14 protein-coding genes are annotated in these 14806 nt (G+C 37.8%); 9 read left to right on the top strand and 5 right to left on the bottom strand.

Annotated features, from left to right (window positions below; translation table 11 throughout):
• Nucleotides 1–6 precede the first annotated feature (6 nt).
• From BLS89_RS07820 to BLS89_RS07800, 5 genes are all read left to right on the top strand, one after another.
• On the top strand, nucleotides 7–882 hold the full coding sequence (locus BLS89_RS07820; RefSeq protein ID WP_092737241.1) for a c-type cytochrome: 876 nt from the start codon (nucleotides 7–9) through the stop codon (nucleotides 880–882).
• Between the two features lie 59 nt (nucleotides 883–941).
• A complete protein-coding gene (ccoG, locus tag BLS89_RS07815; protein WP_092737239.1) occupies nucleotides 942–2390 on the top strand; it encodes a cytochrome c oxidase accessory protein CcoG in 1449 nt (482 codons plus the stop codon).
• Nucleotides 2390–2848 (top strand): FixH family protein, encoded by a 459-nt coding sequence (locus BLS89_RS07810; RefSeq protein ID WP_092737237.1) that lies wholly within the window; start codon nucleotides 2390–2392, stop codon nucleotides 2846–2848. Before ccoG ends, BLS89_RS07810 begins: the two co-directional genes overlap by 1 nt.
• On the top strand, nucleotides 2839–3585 hold the full coding sequence (locus tag BLS89_RS07805; protein WP_092737235.1) for a sulfite exporter TauE/SafE family protein: 747 nt from the start codon (nucleotides 2839–2841) through the stop codon (nucleotides 3583–3585). Before BLS89_RS07810 ends, BLS89_RS07805 begins: the two co-directional genes overlap by 10 nt.
• A gap of 104 nt (nucleotides 3586–3689) precedes the next feature.
• Nucleotides 3690–4166, top strand: coding sequence for a Dps family protein (locus tag BLS89_RS07800; protein WP_092737233.1), 477 nt, complete (start codon nucleotides 3690–3692; stop codon nucleotides 4164–4166).
• Between the two features lie 53 nt (nucleotides 4167–4219).
• Here the strand turns inward: BLS89_RS07800 and BLS89_RS07795 are convergent, their stop codons facing one another.
• Nucleotides 4220–5989: an aminopeptidase P family protein gene (locus BLS89_RS07795; protein ID WP_092737231.1), complete on the bottom strand. Its 1770-nt coding sequence runs from the start codon at nucleotides 5987–5989 to the stop codon at nucleotides 4220–4222.
• Between the two features lie 362 nt (nucleotides 5990–6351).
• On the opposite strand from BLS89_RS07795, the gene BLS89_RS07790 reads away from it, so the two are divergent.
• The 3 genes from BLS89_RS07790 (at nucleotide 6352) to ctlX (ending at nucleotide 8371) form a co-directional block, all read left to right on the top strand.
• Nucleotides 6352–6555, top strand: coding sequence for an HRDC domain-containing protein (locus BLS89_RS07790; protein WP_176763274.1), 204 nt, complete (start codon nucleotides 6352–6354; stop codon nucleotides 6553–6555).
• A 4-nt stretch (nucleotides 6556–6559) separates the two neighbouring features.
• Complete coding sequence (locus BLS89_RS07785) at nucleotides 6560–7018, top strand: hypothetical protein (RefSeq protein WP_092737227.1); 459 nt, start codon at nucleotides 6560–6562, stop codon at nucleotides 7016–7018.
• Nucleotides 7019–7447: 429 nt separating this feature from the next.
• Nucleotides 7448–8371: a citrulline utilization hydrolase CtlX gene (gene ctlX / locus BLS89_RS07780; RefSeq protein WP_092737225.1), complete on the top strand. Its 924-nt coding sequence runs from the start codon at nucleotides 7448–7450 to the stop codon at nucleotides 8369–8371.
• 71 nt (nucleotides 8372–8442) lie between these two features.
• Here the strand turns inward: ctlX and uvrC are convergent, their stop codons facing one another.
• Both uvrC and BLS89_RS07770 read right to left on the bottom strand, forming a co-directional pair.
• Entirely contained in the window at nucleotides 8443–10233 is a 1791-nt protein-coding gene (gene uvrC / locus BLS89_RS07775) for an excinuclease ABC subunit UvrC (protein ID WP_092737223.1), read from the bottom strand.
• A 30-nt stretch (nucleotides 10234–10263) separates the two neighbouring features.
• Nucleotides 10264–11145 (bottom strand): cupin-like domain-containing protein, encoded by an 882-nt coding sequence (locus BLS89_RS07770; protein ID WP_092737221.1) that lies wholly within the window; start codon nucleotides 11143–11145, stop codon nucleotides 10264–10266.
• 244 nt (nucleotides 11146–11389) lie between these two features.
• Here BLS89_RS07770 and dtd point away from each other — a divergent pair, with 244 nt between their 5' ends.
• Nucleotides 11390–11842: a D-aminoacyl-tRNA deacylase gene (dtd, locus tag BLS89_RS07760; protein WP_092737218.1), complete on the top strand. Its 453-nt coding sequence runs from the start codon at nucleotides 11390–11392 to the stop codon at nucleotides 11840–11842.
• On the opposite strand, the gene BLS89_RS07755 is transcribed toward dtd, so the two are convergent.
• Both BLS89_RS07755 and BLS89_RS07750 read right to left on the bottom strand, forming a co-directional pair.
• The gene (locus BLS89_RS07755; RefSeq protein ID WP_092737216.1) at nucleotides 11839–13014 is read right to left on the bottom strand and encodes an aspartate aminotransferase family protein; all 1176 of its coding nucleotides are present in this window, start codon (nucleotides 13012–13014) and stop codon (nucleotides 11839–11841) included. The genes dtd and BLS89_RS07755 overlap by 4 nt on opposite strands.
• Nucleotides 13015–13043: 29 nt before the next feature.
• Nucleotides 13044–14672 carry an acyl-CoA carboxylase subunit beta gene (locus BLS89_RS07750; protein ID WP_092737214.1) on the bottom strand — a complete coding sequence of 543 codons (1629 nt, stop codon included), beginning with the start codon at nucleotides 14670–14672 and terminating at the stop codon, nucleotides 13044–13046.
• Between the last annotated feature and the right edge of the window lie 134 nt (nucleotides 14673–14806).

Here is a 14806-nt window from a genome sequence, read left to right as displayed (position 1 = left end):
AATATCATGAAACAAAGAACACCCGTTTTTTTAAACATAGTAGCAGTACTTATTGTGATGAATGTACTCTATTATATGTTTGTGCAGAGTAGTGCTTATCTTAAGTCTCCATATTTTTGGGGGACTGTGGTTATAAGTATTGTGTTAGTTTTTATTCACAATGCGATAGGAGATTTGATAGAGAATCAACAATTTGAAAAGCTATCAGATGAAGAGAAAAAATTGTATCTTGAGCAAAAGAAAATTCCTTTCTATAAGAGAGCGTGGGATAGTGCGTTTAAAAAGCAAGCCGTTGCAGAAGAAAAAGATTTGCTTATAGATCATGGTTTTGATGGAATTATGGAGCTGGACAACCAGCTTCCGAAATGGTGGTTAGGAATGTTTTATTTTGGATTTGCATACTTGATTATTTATATCGTAGCTTTCTCTTTTACACCGTTTGCACACCCTGATAAAGAGTACGAGGAAGAGCATAAGCAAGAAATGGCGAGCATAGCAGAGTGGATAAAAAATACACCTCCGCCTACATTAGAAACAGCTAAATATTCTGCTGATAATATAGCTGATGGAAAACAAATTTTTGAGGAAAACTGTGTAAAATGCCATATGGATGGAGGTAAAGGAGGAATTGGTCCGAACCTTACGGATAAATATTGGATCAATCACCCTGAAAAAACTTTATTCAAAAGTGTTTTCGAAATTGTGGAAAACGGTGTGCCAGGTACAGCTATGCCGGCATGGGGTAAAGATGGTATGCTTAATGGTTTTGATATTCAGAAAGTAGCAGCTTATGTTTATCATATCAATCAAGAGCAAGCTCCTATTACTCCGGAACAAGGAGGAGCGCCGGCACAAGGTGAAGAGGTTACTTGGGAAAAATAATAATTATAAATTAAAAAAATTTAGTTTTAATTCTTTTATTGAATAAAGGATTAGATAAAATGGCTGATACAAATTACAGAAACAATCCGACAGGTTCGGTTATAGAGGCGACTACTTTCCGTGATTCCGTTGGTACAATGGATAATACTGGTAAAAGGAAATGGGTATATCCCAAGAAACCAAGTGGAAAGTATACGGATTATAGAAGTTATGTTTCTGTTTTTCTATTAGCCATTTTTTTTATCACTCCTTTTATTAAAATCAATGGCAACCCTTTTCTACTAATCAATATTATTGATAGAAGATTTTATATAGCAGGGCAGCCATTTTATCCTCAGGATTTTTTTATATTAACAATGGGGGCTATAGCTTCTATTGTTTTTATTATTGTTTTTACAGTTGCTTTTGGGCGTATTTTTTGCGGCTGGATTTGTCCTCAGACTATATTCTTAGAAGGAGTTTTTCGGAAAATAGAATATTGGATAGAGGGGGATAGAAACAAACAAATCAAATTAGATAAGCAAGAGTGGGATGCAGAGAAAATAAGAAAAAGACTGCTGAAATGGTCTATATATATTGCTATTTCTTTGCTTGTGACCCACTTTATGTTTATGTATGTCGTAGGATATCAGGAGGTTTTCAAAATAATGAAAGCAGGACCTATTACTTATCCAACGAACTTTATTGTAATGATTCTCTTCACAGCTACATTTTATTTGGTATTTGCATGGTTTAGAGAGCAGGCGTGTACATTGGTTTGTCCTTATGGAAGGCTTCAAGGAGTTTTGATTGATAAGCAGACGATCAATGTTTACTATGATTTCAAAAGAGGCGAAAACCGCTCTAAATGGCGAAAAAATGAGGATAGAAAAGCTTTAGGAAAAGGAGATTGTATTGATTGCCAGCAATGCGTGGTTGTATGTCCTACAGGGATAGACATTAGAAACGGACAGCAATTGGAGTGTGTGAACTGTACAGCGTGTATAGATGCTTGTAATGAAGTAATGGAAAAGGTAGGGCTTCCAAAAGGTCTTATCCGCTATGCCACAGAGGCTGAGATAGAGAAAGGAGAAAAATTCAAATTCACAGTTCGTATGAAAGCATATGCAGCTGTGCTTATTGCTTTGCAAGTTTTCTTAGGATTTTTACTCTATAATCGAGGTTCGATGGAGGCAAAATTCATTAAACCCGAAGGTAGTACTTTCTTTTATACGGGAAATCGAATATCCAATATATACAATTATACTTTAATCAATAAGTCTAATGAGTCAATGGAAGTAACCTTTAAGATAGAGGAACCTAATAATGGTAATATTACTTATAGCAGTGGCTCGAAAATTGTACTTGAGAAAAATAAAATATCAAAAGGTTCGGTGAATATTTCTTTTCCTAAAAGCCAAGTAAAACTCCAAAAGCAAAACTTAATCATAGGAGTTTATAATAAAAAAGGAGAGAAACTTACTACATTCAAAACTTATTTTGAAGGACCTTTTTCAATGCAGTTCTAATGAAAAAAAATAAGTTTACCTGGGGACACGGTGTCATTTTAGCATTAGCTTCTTTTATTGGTTTTATCTTGTACATGATTTTTGTTTTTTCTCATGGACAGCAAAATTCTGAGCTGGTTTCTGAGAATTATTATCAAGAAGAAATGGGCTATCAAAAAGTAATAGATGCAAAAAACAATGCGAAAGCTCTTCCTGAAGCCCCTAATTATAAACAAAACCGCACAGGGATAACCGTAACCTTTCCAAAGGATATCAATAATCAAAATTCAACATTCAGTATATATCTCTATCGGGTAGATAACAAGAATTTGGATATACGGAAGAAAATGGTATTGGATAAAAATAATTCTTTTTTTATTCCGGCTAAAGTATTGGTCTATGGAGGCTATATCTTGAAAGTTTCTTGGACTAAGGATAATACGGATTATCAAATAGATTATGATTTAGAATGGAAATAGCACTTATTTTATCCGCTATTACTCTTGGGTTTACATCTGGGTTTCATTGCTTGGGTATGTGTGGGCCTATAGCTATGTCTATGGGGATTTCTAAAAAGCAAAGTTCTAATTTTTATCTTCAAAATTTTATTTATCAATTAGGGCGGATTACTACTTATACTTTATTGGGGCTTGTTTTCGGTATTGTAGGAGAGGGATTTCAATTGGCAGGATTACAGCAGACTCTTACTGTTTTCGCAGGAATAATATTGATACTAATGTCAGTTACTTCTTTTAGAGGAACTGATTTTGCAACGAAAATACCGTTTCTGTCTAAACTTTTATTTCAAGTGAAAATTAAATTGGGAACTCTGCTTTCCCAAACGGGATATTCTTCAAGATTTCTTACAGGCGTGCTCAATGGGCTTTTACCTTGTGGCATGGTCTATATGGCACTTACAGCATCTTTGGCAGCCGGAGATATGTGGAAGAGTACGACATTTATGGCTTTATTCGGATTAGGAACTTTTCCGTTTATGTTTGTTGCTGTGGCTTTTGGAAATATATTAACGGTGGTAGTGAGAACACAGATATTGAAATTTGTTCCCGTTTTGATGCTGATATTAGGAGGGCTTTTTGTTCTTAGAGGCTTGGATATAGGAATTCCCTATGTTTCTCCTAAGAAAGAAATGCTGCAAGTCGGTAAAATGGAAATGGACAAAAGTGGGACAGAAAAGAGCGGAAAAACCTGCCATTGATATTATCAATATTATTTATAATCTGTATAGGTTTTTACTATTGGTGTTTTCCGAGTTTGGCTGTATTTTTGCACTTGAAATTAAAATCTTAAAAAAAAAATACTATGAAAAATGCAAGTATTATCGGTCTTAAAGAAGCCGATTGTAAAAAAATTGCTGAAAAACTTAATGAACTTTTGGCTAATTATTCTGTTTTCTATCAAAATACGAGAGGTGCACATTGGAACATTAAAGGTGATCAGTTCTTTACGCTTCATCCAAAATTTGAGGAGCTATATAATGGCTTAATTCTTAAAATAGACGAAATAGCAGAAAGAATTTTGACTTTGGGAGCTACGCCTAATCATAATTATTCTGACTACCTAAAACTTTCTAAAATACAAGAAAGCAGAGATTTGAGTGATGATAAAAAATGTGTGGAGCTTATATTAGAGTCTTTTAAAGTAGTGATAGACCTTCAGAGAGAGCTTTTGGATATTACCGATGAGGCAGGAGACGAAGGAACAAACTCCCAGATGAGTGATTACATTACAGAGCAAGAGAAAGAAGTGTGGATGTACAATTCTTATCTCGGAAAATAATAATATAGATTATTTTTATCAATCCGCCTCGCTATTGAGAGGCGGATATTTATTTATAAAGGTTTTACAAGTTCAGCGAACCATTCTTTTACCTCTCCTTCGAGGTAGGGCGAAAGTTTTTCTTCGCAGAAGCGGTGGTAGTCGTTCAGCCATTTTTTCTCAACCGGAGTGAGCATTTCCTCTACGATGATGTCCTTGAAGAACGGACAAATCGTTAGCGTCTCGAAGCCATAAAAAGTGCCGTACGGCGTTTGCTCTAATTCTTTTACCACGACCAAATTTTCGTGGCGTATGCCGTATTTCCCTTCTACATAAAATCCCGGTTCATTGGAGCATACCATTCCGGGGAGGAGCTCTTGCGGGTTCATATCTTTGCGGATATTCTGCGGTCCTTCGTGTACATTCATAAAGCTTCCTACACCGTGTCCTGTACCGTGGGCATAGTCTTTACCGTCCATCCAAAGCGGTAAGCGTGCGATGGTATCAAGATGAAAACCTCTGCTTCCTTTTGGGAATTTTATCAACGACAGATTGATCATACCTTTGAGTACAAGGGTACTGTCTTTTTTGAAATCGTCAGAAACATTGCCTAAAGCTAAAGTTCTTGTAATATCGGTAGTTCCTTCTAAATATTGTCCGCCTGAATCTACCAAGATGCTTCCGTCGTTCGTTACGGCGGCACAATTATCTTCCTTAGCCGAATAATGGACAATGGCACCATTGCCTTTGTACCCAACGATACTGCCGAAACTTGTCCCTACAAAGTTTTCGCCCTCTGCACGGAAGCCTCTCAGTTTTTCTCCTATAGTGTATTCGTCCATAGGCTCTTTACCGGCTTGGTGTTTCAGCCAATATAGGAATTTTATCATTGCCACCCCGTCTCTTACCATTACGGTACGGAATCCTTCCAATTCTACACCATTTTTAATAGCTTTCATTAAGTTGCCGGGAACAGTGGATAGAATAAAAGTGTTTTTATCTTTTAACGCTTCAAATGTAGACTGGTTGCAATTAGGAGAAATCAACACCTTTTCGTTTTCAATGGTGTTTAGAACATCAAAAAAAGTATTGTACTCGTGCAGTTCTACTTGTGCCTCTTTCATTTGCTGAATGGCTTCGGAGTTGAGTTTTTCCTTATCCACAAAAAGCATAGCCTTGTCTTTTGTAAGGAAAATATATCCTAAAAATACGGGATTGCATTCCACGTCGCTCCCCCTTAGATTGAGTGTCCAGGCGACATCGTCCAAGCTCGATATAATGTGTGCTGTTGCCCCTTTTTCGGACATTGCTTGGCGGATTTTATTTATCTTATCCGTTACAGACTGTCCTGCCCATTTCAGCGGATGGGCAAAGATTTCATTTTTAGAAGGTATGCCTCTATCGCTCCAAATTTCTTTTAGTAAAGGTTCATTCAGCAGTGTGATATTTTTGGGGGATAAATTTTGTTTTAAGGTTTCCCAGTTGGCGTGAGAGGTAGCAAGTGCGTTTACGGCTATGCATCCGTTTTCAGGGACTTGTTCCAAAATCCAATCGATATAGTGAGGCGTTCCTTCCACCCCTTCTTTCATTAGTTCAATATCCGAATCTTTGAGTTCCTGTGTTGCTTGTACGAAATATCTTCCGTCCGTCCAGAGTCCGCCTTTATTCTTGGTAATAACCACAAATCCAGCAGAGCCGGTAAATCCGGAAAGCCAGCTTCTCTCTTGCCATTCTTTCGGCAGGTATTCGCTCATATGGGGGTCTGCGGAATAGACGATGAAAGCATCGATATGCTTTTCTTGCATTTTATTACGTAATGCTACTATTTTTTCGGAAGGTCTCATTGTATAAAATTTTTAGATGCGTAAAGTTAATAAAAAACTTGGTAGAAAATAATAGAAAATCTTCTTTTTTTATTCTCTAATTATTTCCTAAGTTTATGAATTATTAAACTTGAGTAAAAAAATGATAAAATTAAGGTCCATAATATTAGATTAGACAAAGAAAATTTTGAGAAAAATCAAGAGATTTTGAACATATTTCTTTAAAAAGTAGATTTTAAAAAATCTTCTACTAATTTTGTAGAGGGAAAAGTTAATTATTGGACTATATTGATTCACTATAATGAAATTGAAAAAATTATATAGAATATGCTGAAAAAGAAAATCTAAATGAAGAGACACTTAGTGAACAAGAAAAACAAATAGTGGCATATTTTAAGCAATGGCGACTTGATACTGCTAAGAATGAAGGAATCCCGTCTTATATGATTTTAACAAATAAATCTATTATTTCTTTAGCCAAAAATAAACCTACGACAGTTGAAGAGCTAGCAAATATTTTTGGAATTGGGAATCTCAAAAAGAAAAAATACGGAGAAGATATTATTGCTTTATTAAATTCCATTTAACACTATGATTACTAGTTTTACAACTTCAAATTATACAAATCTAAAAGGGTTTATTGCTGAGCTGATTTGTGAATATCATTTTTCTAAGCTGAATTATAACATCATCCCTCTTGGGAACGAGAAAATTTCCGGTTTGCTTCCAAGTATTAGTACATTGTTTAGTGTTAATGATACCATTGTGAAAGATGGTACTTATGATAACAATATATTTTCAATACTGCAAAAATTAATACAAAACTTTCCCGACTTTGTCATTTGGAAATTAGCTTACAATCAAGACATTCTCTCTAGCAACACTCCTAGTAAAAACATTTTAAAAATTACATTCGTAGAAGTAAAATACAGAAAGAACATCAATTCAAAACAGATAAATATTGAAAATTCTAAAGGAAAAGACCCTTTATGCTTATACAAGTATCTAAACTTTATAGAAAAAAGCAAAAGAAAACAAATTAAACATTGACTGGATAGATTTTTATGTATATCTGATAACATACGATAGTTCCAAGAAAAAGCACATTATTCTTTTTGGAAAAGTATTTAAAAACCCTGAAAAAGAAGATGCATATAAATTAAATTTATATAATGAAGTTAGCGAAAATTTCAATCGTAAAACAGGCAATAAGTGAGAAAATTATAATCATTTACGCGATTTCTTATTACTTAATAATTCAAAAAAATTGAATTATCTCTTTGAACAAAATATTATTATATCTGTCAAAAATAAAAGTGAAAGTGAAATTCGTAAACTTGTATTTGATAAACTTAATGAAGTAGACTGATTACCTATATTAGATTATTGAGAACAAATCCATTTGTTTTTTTAGTACAAGCCAGATCCACTCCTTTAACCTAAATAGAAAAATAATTATCTTTGCGGAAAAATTTAGAGATGCAAACAGCGGATACTGTACTTATGATAGAGCCTGTAGCTTTTGAATTTAATACTCAAACGGCAGAAAATAACTATTTCCAAATCCACGAGGAACTCGGCAATACCCAAGAAAAAGCCTTGGCTGAGTTTAATCGCTTTGTGGAAAAACTTAGACAGCACGGCATCACCGTCATCACGGTAAAAGATACGCCAAACCCACATACCCCCGATTCTATTTTCCCAAACAACTGGATCAGCTTCTCCCAAGAGGGAAATGTCTACCTCTACCCAATGTTTGCCCCAAACCGCAGGGATGAAAGACGTCCGGAAATTATAGAAGCCGTGAAAAACCAAGGCTACACGGTAAAAGAAATCTTTGACTTCTCTCCTTCCGAAAAAAGCGGAAAATATCTGGAAGGTACCGGAAGTATGATTTTCGACCACGATAACAAACTGGCTTACGGCTCTGTGTCCATTCGTTTAGACGAAACGCTGTTCCGTGAATTTTGCGAGCATATAGGATACACGCCCGTAGTGTTCCACTCGTTCCAAAACGCCGGCGAGGAAAGGCTCCCTATCTACCACACAAATGTAATGATGTGCGTGGCTGAGGATTTTGTCATCATCTGCCTTAGTGCCATAGATAACGAGGAAGAACGCAAAATGGTAATAAACACCATAAAAGGAACGAACAAAGAAATCTTTGAAATCTCGGAAGAGCAGATGGAACATTTTGCGGGAAATATGCTACAGCTTCGTAACGATAAAGGCGAAAGGTTTTTGGTAATGAGCCAAAGTGCTTACAATACCCTATCTCCGCTGCAAATACAAAAAATAGAAAAATACTGTAGCATCATATCCGCAGACCTCCACACGATAGAAACCAATGGCGGGGGTAGTGCGAGATGTATGCTTGCAGAAGTATTTTTGCCTAAGGCGTAAAATCCTTCGAAATGAACGGCATCTGATATCAAACAATTTATTATACTTTTTTCATAACTGAGGCGGAGCTATTAAGAATTAAAATATTCCCAAACGGCTTTGCCTTTTGATTTACCGAGAATTTCCTCTAAAGTTTGTAGAGAAGATTCTTTTACTCTTTTTACAGATTTTAATTTTTGTAGAAGTAATTCTACCGTTTTTTCGCCTACACCGGAAATATTCTCCAGCTCCGATTTTATTGTCGTGTTTTCCCTGCGAATGCGGTGATGCCTTACCCCAAAACGGTGAGATTCGTCTCTCACCTGCTGGAGGATTTTTAGGGTTTCCGATTTTTTATCTAAATACAAAGGAATAGAGTCTTCCGGAAAATAAATCTCTTCCAGCCGCTTAGCAATACCGATAACCATCACTTTCCCGTAAATCCCTAACATTTTCAAACTCTTTATCGCGGAACTCAGCTGTCCTTTGCCTCCGTCAATGAGAATGAGCTGCGGCAAATCTCCTCCTTCGTCTAATACACGGCGGTATCTGCGGTAAACAGCCTCCTCCATCGTCGCAAAGTCATTCGGCCCTTCTACGGTTTTTACATGAAAAATACGGTACTCTTTTTTAGATGGTTTCCCATTACGAAAAACTACGCACGCCGAGACGGGATTACTCCCCTGAATATTAGAATTATCAAATCCCTCTATATGTCTTGGCTCCACAGGCATCCGAAGCAGCTTTTTCATCTCTGCCATTATACGATTTGTGTGCCGTTCGGGGTCTATGATTTGGACTTGTTTTAGTTTTTCCACACGATATTCCTTGGCATTTTTCTCAGAGAGCTCTACGATTCTTCTTTTATCGCCTACTTTCGGAACGATGAGCTTTACATTGGGAATATTCGTATTAAGATGGAAGGGCAGCAAAATTTCCTTAGCTCCGGACTCAAAACGTTGCCTAATCTCTATAATGGCTTGTTCTAATATTTCTTCGTCTGTTTCTTCCAAACCTTTTCGGACTTCGGTGGTATAGCTCTGCACAATGTTGCCGTTACGAATTTTGAAATAATTGACAAACGCAGACAGCTCATCACTCGTGATTCCAAACACATCTACATCATCTATATTCGGATTGACTACTGTATGCTTGGCTTGATAATCTTCCAATACAGCTAATTTTTCTTTAATAATCTGTGCGTTTTCAAATTCCAAATTTGCAGCATACCGGTACATTTCGTCTTCCAAAAACTGCTTCGCCAATCGGAAATCCCCTTTTATCATACTCCGCACAGCCTCTATTTTTTTGTTGTAAGCCTCCTTCGTTTCCATACCTTCGCAAGGGCCCTCACAATTCTTTATATGATATTCAAGGCACACTTTGTATTTTCCCTCATCTATTTTAGGTTCACTAAGATTTAAGCTGCAAGTCCTGAGCTTATAAATATTCTTAATGGTTTCCAAAAGGACTTTTGCGGGATATACTTTTGCGTAAGGCCCGTAATATTCCGATTTGTCTTTCAGCTTCTTTCGGGTAAGGAAAATTCTGGGGAAGGGTTCATTTTTAATACAAATCCACGGATAAGACTTGTCGTCTTTCATCATCATATTGTAGAAAGGCTGATACTCTTTGATGAGGTTGTTTTCCAACAATAATGCATCGTATTCGCTCGGGACAATAGTCGTTTCCAAGCGATGGATTTTCTTTACCAATATTTTGGTTTTGTAACCAGCGGGGGTTTTATTGAAATAAGACAGAACCCTCTTTTTGAGATTCTTGGCTTTGCCTACATAGAGTATTTTCCCGTCTTTATCGTAGTATATATAGACTCCCGGGTCGGAAGGAAGCGTTTTTAGTTGTAATTCGAGCTTTTCATTCATAGGCTGATCCGGAAGTCTGAATACAATGGTCTATTTCGGCAATCCTCTTCTAAGAGCTGCATTGGCTCTTTCTATTGCCTTTCGTTCTTTCCAGTCCATATAGCGTTTTTTATAGCGGGCTTTCATAAAATTATCAAAACCACGCTGAACGGTAAGATTCCAAAGAGAATGTGCCTTTACCGCCCAAGACTTATCCCAAGCCCTTAGCGAAATAGAGAAACTGCCGTCTAAATACTTCATCCAGTGCCACCACCCCGTGGGCATAAAGAGCGTATCGCCATGCTCCAAGAAACATTCTATACCCTCCACGCCGTTAAGCGCCGGGAACTTGTCAAAATCCGGATTGGAAATATCATAATCCTCCAAAGCATAAGTAGCATACGGTATCTGGTACAAACGCTCTTTCCATTTATAATCAAAAAGCAGGATATGCTTGCGTCCATTAAAATGCGTGTGGAAGATATGTGCCATATCAATATCAAAATGCAGGAAAGTCACCGAACCTCTGCCTCCGAAAAACATATTAGGATATTTATCCAAAAAACCACCCATCAAATCTTTGGGAAAAACATAGTCATCTAACAATTTCGGTGCGTGCTTGATGGGATCAAAGAGGAAAATCCTAAGATCGGTAGGCTCTCTCTCGATAAGGTCTATATAATCTCCGAATTTCATTTTCGTAGTAGGGGCATTGATAGGTGCCGCAGGATCCGCTTTGGAACTGTCATACAGAGGCACTTCTACATCGCCTACCGTTTCCTTCATATACTCCAAAGTCCATTTTTTGTAAGCAGGCCACTTGCGTGCCATATTTTTGATGACCACGGGCTGTCTCGTTTTCAGATATTTATGATAAAAATCTTCTTTTGTAATGTCTTCTACTACATCTATTGGTTTTAGGATAAGGCTCATAACTTTTATATTAAAATAAAAGCAAAGTTAATTCTTTTTCTTGATTCCAAGATAAAATCTAACGAACACTCTTTCCATAAAAAACACCATTACTGTACGAAACAATGCAGTCTGTGTTTTTATCCATTACCTCGTATGCCAATAATATTTCTTTCTCCAACAAATATAAAGCGTTTAATTTTTCTATTATAAAAGAACAAAAAGGCACTCCTATTTCAGTATCTTTGCCATAAAAAACCATCTTATGAAAATCGTAGTACAAAGAGTTTCCGAAGCTGCCGTAAAGGTAGAAGGAAAAACCGTAGGAGAAATAAAGACCGGGCTAATGCTCCTTATAGGCATAGATGAGCAAGATACCCACTCTGATGCGGATTACCTCGTAAAGAAAATCTTAGCAATGAGAATTTTCAGCGATAGCGAGGGGAAAATGAACTTATCCGTGTCAGACATAAAAGGTGAGATATTATGTATCAGCCAGTTCACGCTCCTTGCAGATTGTAGAAAAGGCAATAGGCCTTCTTTCATAAAAGCTGCCAGCCCCAAAAAAGCCATTCCATTGTTTGAATACTTCAAAGAAGAAATAGCGAAATCGGGGCTGAAAACAGAGAGCGGCATATTCGGTGCCGATATGAAAGTGTCCCTCAAAAATGACGGTCCTGTAACCATCGTGATAGACTCTCCTTCGGTAAAAAATTAGACTTCGTCTAATGCTTGGAGTATTATTTCGCAGCCTTCTCTTATCTCGTCATCCGTCAAGGTAAGAGGTGGCGATATCCTAAGATATTCGTTCCTATAAAGTTGCCAAAATACGATAAGCCCCTTTTCCATACAACGCTTGGCAACAGCCAATGTATATTCCGGCGAACCCAAATTCACAGCCAGCATCAGTCCTTTTCCATTAATATTTTTGATTTTCGGGTGTACCAACAGATTTCGGAAAAGTGTTTCTTTATGTGCCATTTCATTCATTATGCCGCTGTCCAAAACTTCTTTCAGCGTAGCATAGCACGATGCTGCAATCAGCGGATTACCTCCAAAAGTGGTAATATGCCCTAATTTCGGAGAATGAGAAAGCGTTTTCATAATCTCGGCAGAACTCATAAACGCACCTACCGGTACGCCTCCGCCCATTCCTTTACCCATCACTAAAATATCAGGGACAATACCATAATGCTCAAACGCAAAAAGTTTTCCCGTACGCCCAAATCCCGGCTGAATCTCATCAAGAATCAGTAATGCCCCTACCTCTTCACAGCGTTTTTTTAGTTTTTGCAAATAGCCTTCTTTCGGAAGTAGAAATCCTGCTGCACCTTGAATAGTTTCTAAAATAACACCTGCCGTTTTTTCCGTGATTTGCGAAAAATTTGCCTCATTATTAAACTCTATAAAATCAACCATTGGAAGCAACGGACGAAATTCCCTTTTATGAACTTCATTACCGGCTACACTCAATGCCCCGTGTGTATTACCATGATATGCATTTTTGAAGGAAACAATTTTCTCCCTTCCCGTATATCTCTTTGCGAGTTTAAGTGCTCCATCTATTGCTTCTGCTCCACTATTTACAAGATAAGTAACCTCCAACGGCTCTGGCGTAACCTCTGCAAGCAATTTACAAAGAGCCACCGGTTTTTCCTGAGCATACTCTCCGTAAACCATCACATGCAGATAACGCTCTGCCTGTTCTTTTATAGCACTAATGATTTTAGGATGGGAATGCCCCAGCGTATTTGCCGAAACTCCGGCAACAAAATCCAAATACTTCCTGCCGTCTTTACCATAAATATAGTTTCCTACCGCCCTATCCACTTCGAACCCGGAAGCAAAAGGAGTGGTCTGTGCCTGATACTTAAAAAAATCGCTATTCATTATAACAATAAATGACTGATTAAAATTGATTAAACTTGTATGACCCCCAAATTAAACCGCTCCTTGATGGGAGAATGGTCGGCTGCTTCTATCCCCATAGAAATCCAAGTTCTTGTATCCAATGGGTTGATAATTGCATCTGTCCAAAGCCTTGCCGCCGCATAAGTAGGAGCTGTTTGCTTTTGGTATTTTTGAGAAATTTCATCAAGGATTTTACGGTGTTCTTCCTCCGTGATGAGCTTACCTTGTTTTTTGAGGGTTCCCTCCTGAATTTGGGCTAAAACCTTAGCCGCCTGAGCACCACCCATTACTGCCAATTCTGCCCATGGCCACGCAACGATTAAACGCGGATCGTAGGCTTTGCCGCACATTGCATAATTACCGGCACCATAAGAATTCCCTGTGATAATGGTAAACTTCGGGACCACCGAATTGGATACGGCATTTACCATTTTGGCACCGTCTTTTATGATGCCGCCGTGCTCGGACTTAGAGCCCACCATAAACCCCGTAACATCTTGCAGAAAGACCAATGGGATTTTTCTTTGATTGCAATTGGCTATAAAACGCGTGGCTTTATCCGCAGAATCCGAATAAATAACACCCCCGAACTGCATCTCTCCTTTTCCATTCTTCACCATCTTTCTTTGGTTCGCTACAATTCCTACGCTCCAGCCGTCTATCCGTGCATTAGCACAAATAATAGACTTCCCGTAGTCCGGTTTATATTCTTCGTACTCGGATTTATCTACAAGGCATTTGATAATCTCAAAGGTGTCGTATTGTTCCACTCTGGAAGCCGGCATCAACCCAAATATATCCTCGGGATTAGACTTTGGCTGATGGCTTTCTATACGGTCGAACCCTGCCCTTTCATAATCCCCAATGGACTTCATAATATTTTTTATACGGTCTAAGGCATCTTTGTCGTCCTTAGCCTTATAATCTGTAACACCTGAAACAGAGCAATGCGTGGTAGCTCCGCCTAATGTTTCATTATCTATACTCTCGCCTATCGCCGCTTTTACGAGATAGCTTCCGGCAAGGAATATAGAGCCTGTTTTATCTACAATCATCGCCTCATCGCTCATAATAGGTAGATACGCCCCTCCCGCTACACAGCTCCCCATCACGGCGGAGATTTGGATAATACCCATAGCACTCATTTTGGCATTATTCCTAAAAATACGCCCGAAATGTTCTTTATCCGGAAATATCTCATCCTGCATCGGAAGATATACTCCCGCAGAATCTACCAAATAAATAATAGGTAGATGGTTTTCCATTGCTATTTCTTGTGCTCTCAGATTTTTCTTTCCTGTAATGGGAAACCACGCTCCCGCCTTTACAGAAGCATCATTAGCTACCACAACACACTGCCTGCCGGAAATATATCCTATTTTCACTACTACTCCTCCGCACGGGCAGCCACCATGCTCTTCATACATTTCATAGCCGGCAAAAGCTCCTATTTCAATGCTTCCTTTTTTGTCATCCAAGAGATAATCGATACGCTCACGAGCTGTCATCTTTCCCTCGCTTCTTATTTTATCGAGGCGTTTTTCGCCACCACCTTTCTTTATTTGATTCAGAAGCCTGTTGATTTCCGAAAGCCTAAGCTTATTGACATCTTCATTTTTGTTAAATACCAAATCCATCATTTTTATTTTAAGAGTATAAAGGTACTTATTTTTTTTGAGAAAAAGCCTTAAACAAACTCTAAAAACAGAGTTCTGTCTCTAAGCTGAATCTCCACAGATTATTTCTGCAAAGCTAATGAAACTCCAGCTAT

The sequence above is a fragment of the Riemerella columbipharyngis genome (genome assembly GCF_900101995.1).
GTDB lineage: Bacteria > Bacteroidota > Bacteroidia > Flavobacteriales > Weeksellaceae > Riemerella > Riemerella columbipharyngis.
The sequence above is the reverse complement of the archived record's forward strand: the minus strand, read 5'-3'. Positions and strand labels throughout refer to the sequence as shown.

Excerpts from the sequence above, each read along its gene's own strand:
- BLS89_RS07820 (WP_092737241.1), top strand. The coding sequence starts at position 7 with ATGAAACAAAGAACACCCGTTTTTTTAAACATAGTAGCAGTACTTATT.
- ccoG (WP_092737239.1), top strand. The coding sequence starts at position 942 with ATGGCTGATACAAATTACAGAAACAATCCGACAGGTTCGGTTATAGAG.
- BLS89_RS07810 (WP_092737237.1), top strand. The coding sequence starts at position 2,390 with ATGAAAAAAAATAAGTTTACCTGGGGACACGGTGTCATTTTAGCATTA.
- BLS89_RS07805 (WP_092737235.1), top strand. The coding sequence starts at position 2,839 with ATGGAAATAGCACTTATTTTATCCGCTATTACTCTTGGGTTTACATCT.
- BLS89_RS07800 (WP_092737233.1), top strand. The coding sequence starts at position 3,690 with ATGAAAAATGCAAGTATTATCGGTCTTAAAGAAGCCGATTGTAAAAAA.
- BLS89_RS07795 (WP_092737231.1), bottom strand. The coding sequence starts at position 5,989 with ATGAGACCTTCCGAAAAAATAGTAGCATTACGTAATAAAATGCAAGAA.
- BLS89_RS07785 (WP_092737227.1), top strand. The coding sequence starts at position 6,560 with ATGATTACTAGTTTTACAACTTCAAATTATACAAATCTAAAAGGGTTT.
- ctlX (WP_092737225.1), top strand. The coding sequence starts at position 7,448 with ATGCAAACAGCGGATACTGTACTTATGATAGAGCCTGTAGCTTTTGAA.
- uvrC (WP_092737223.1), bottom strand. The coding sequence starts at position 10,233 with ATGAATGAAAAGCTCGAATTACAACTAAAAACGCTTCCTTCCGACCCG.
- BLS89_RS07770 (WP_092737221.1), bottom strand. The coding sequence starts at position 11,145 with ATGAGCCTTATCCTAAAACCAATAGATGTAGTAGAAGACATTACAAAA.
- dtd (WP_092737218.1), top strand. The coding sequence starts at position 11,390 with ATGAAAATCGTAGTACAAAGAGTTTCCGAAGCTGCCGTAAAGGTAGAA.
- BLS89_RS07755 (WP_092737216.1), bottom strand. The coding sequence starts at position 13,014 with ATGAATAGCGATTTTTTTAAGTATCAGGCACAGACCACTCCTTTTGCT.
- BLS89_RS07750 (WP_092737214.1), bottom strand. The coding sequence starts at position 14,672 with ATGGATTTGGTATTTAACAAAAATGAAGATGTCAATAAGCTTAGGCTT.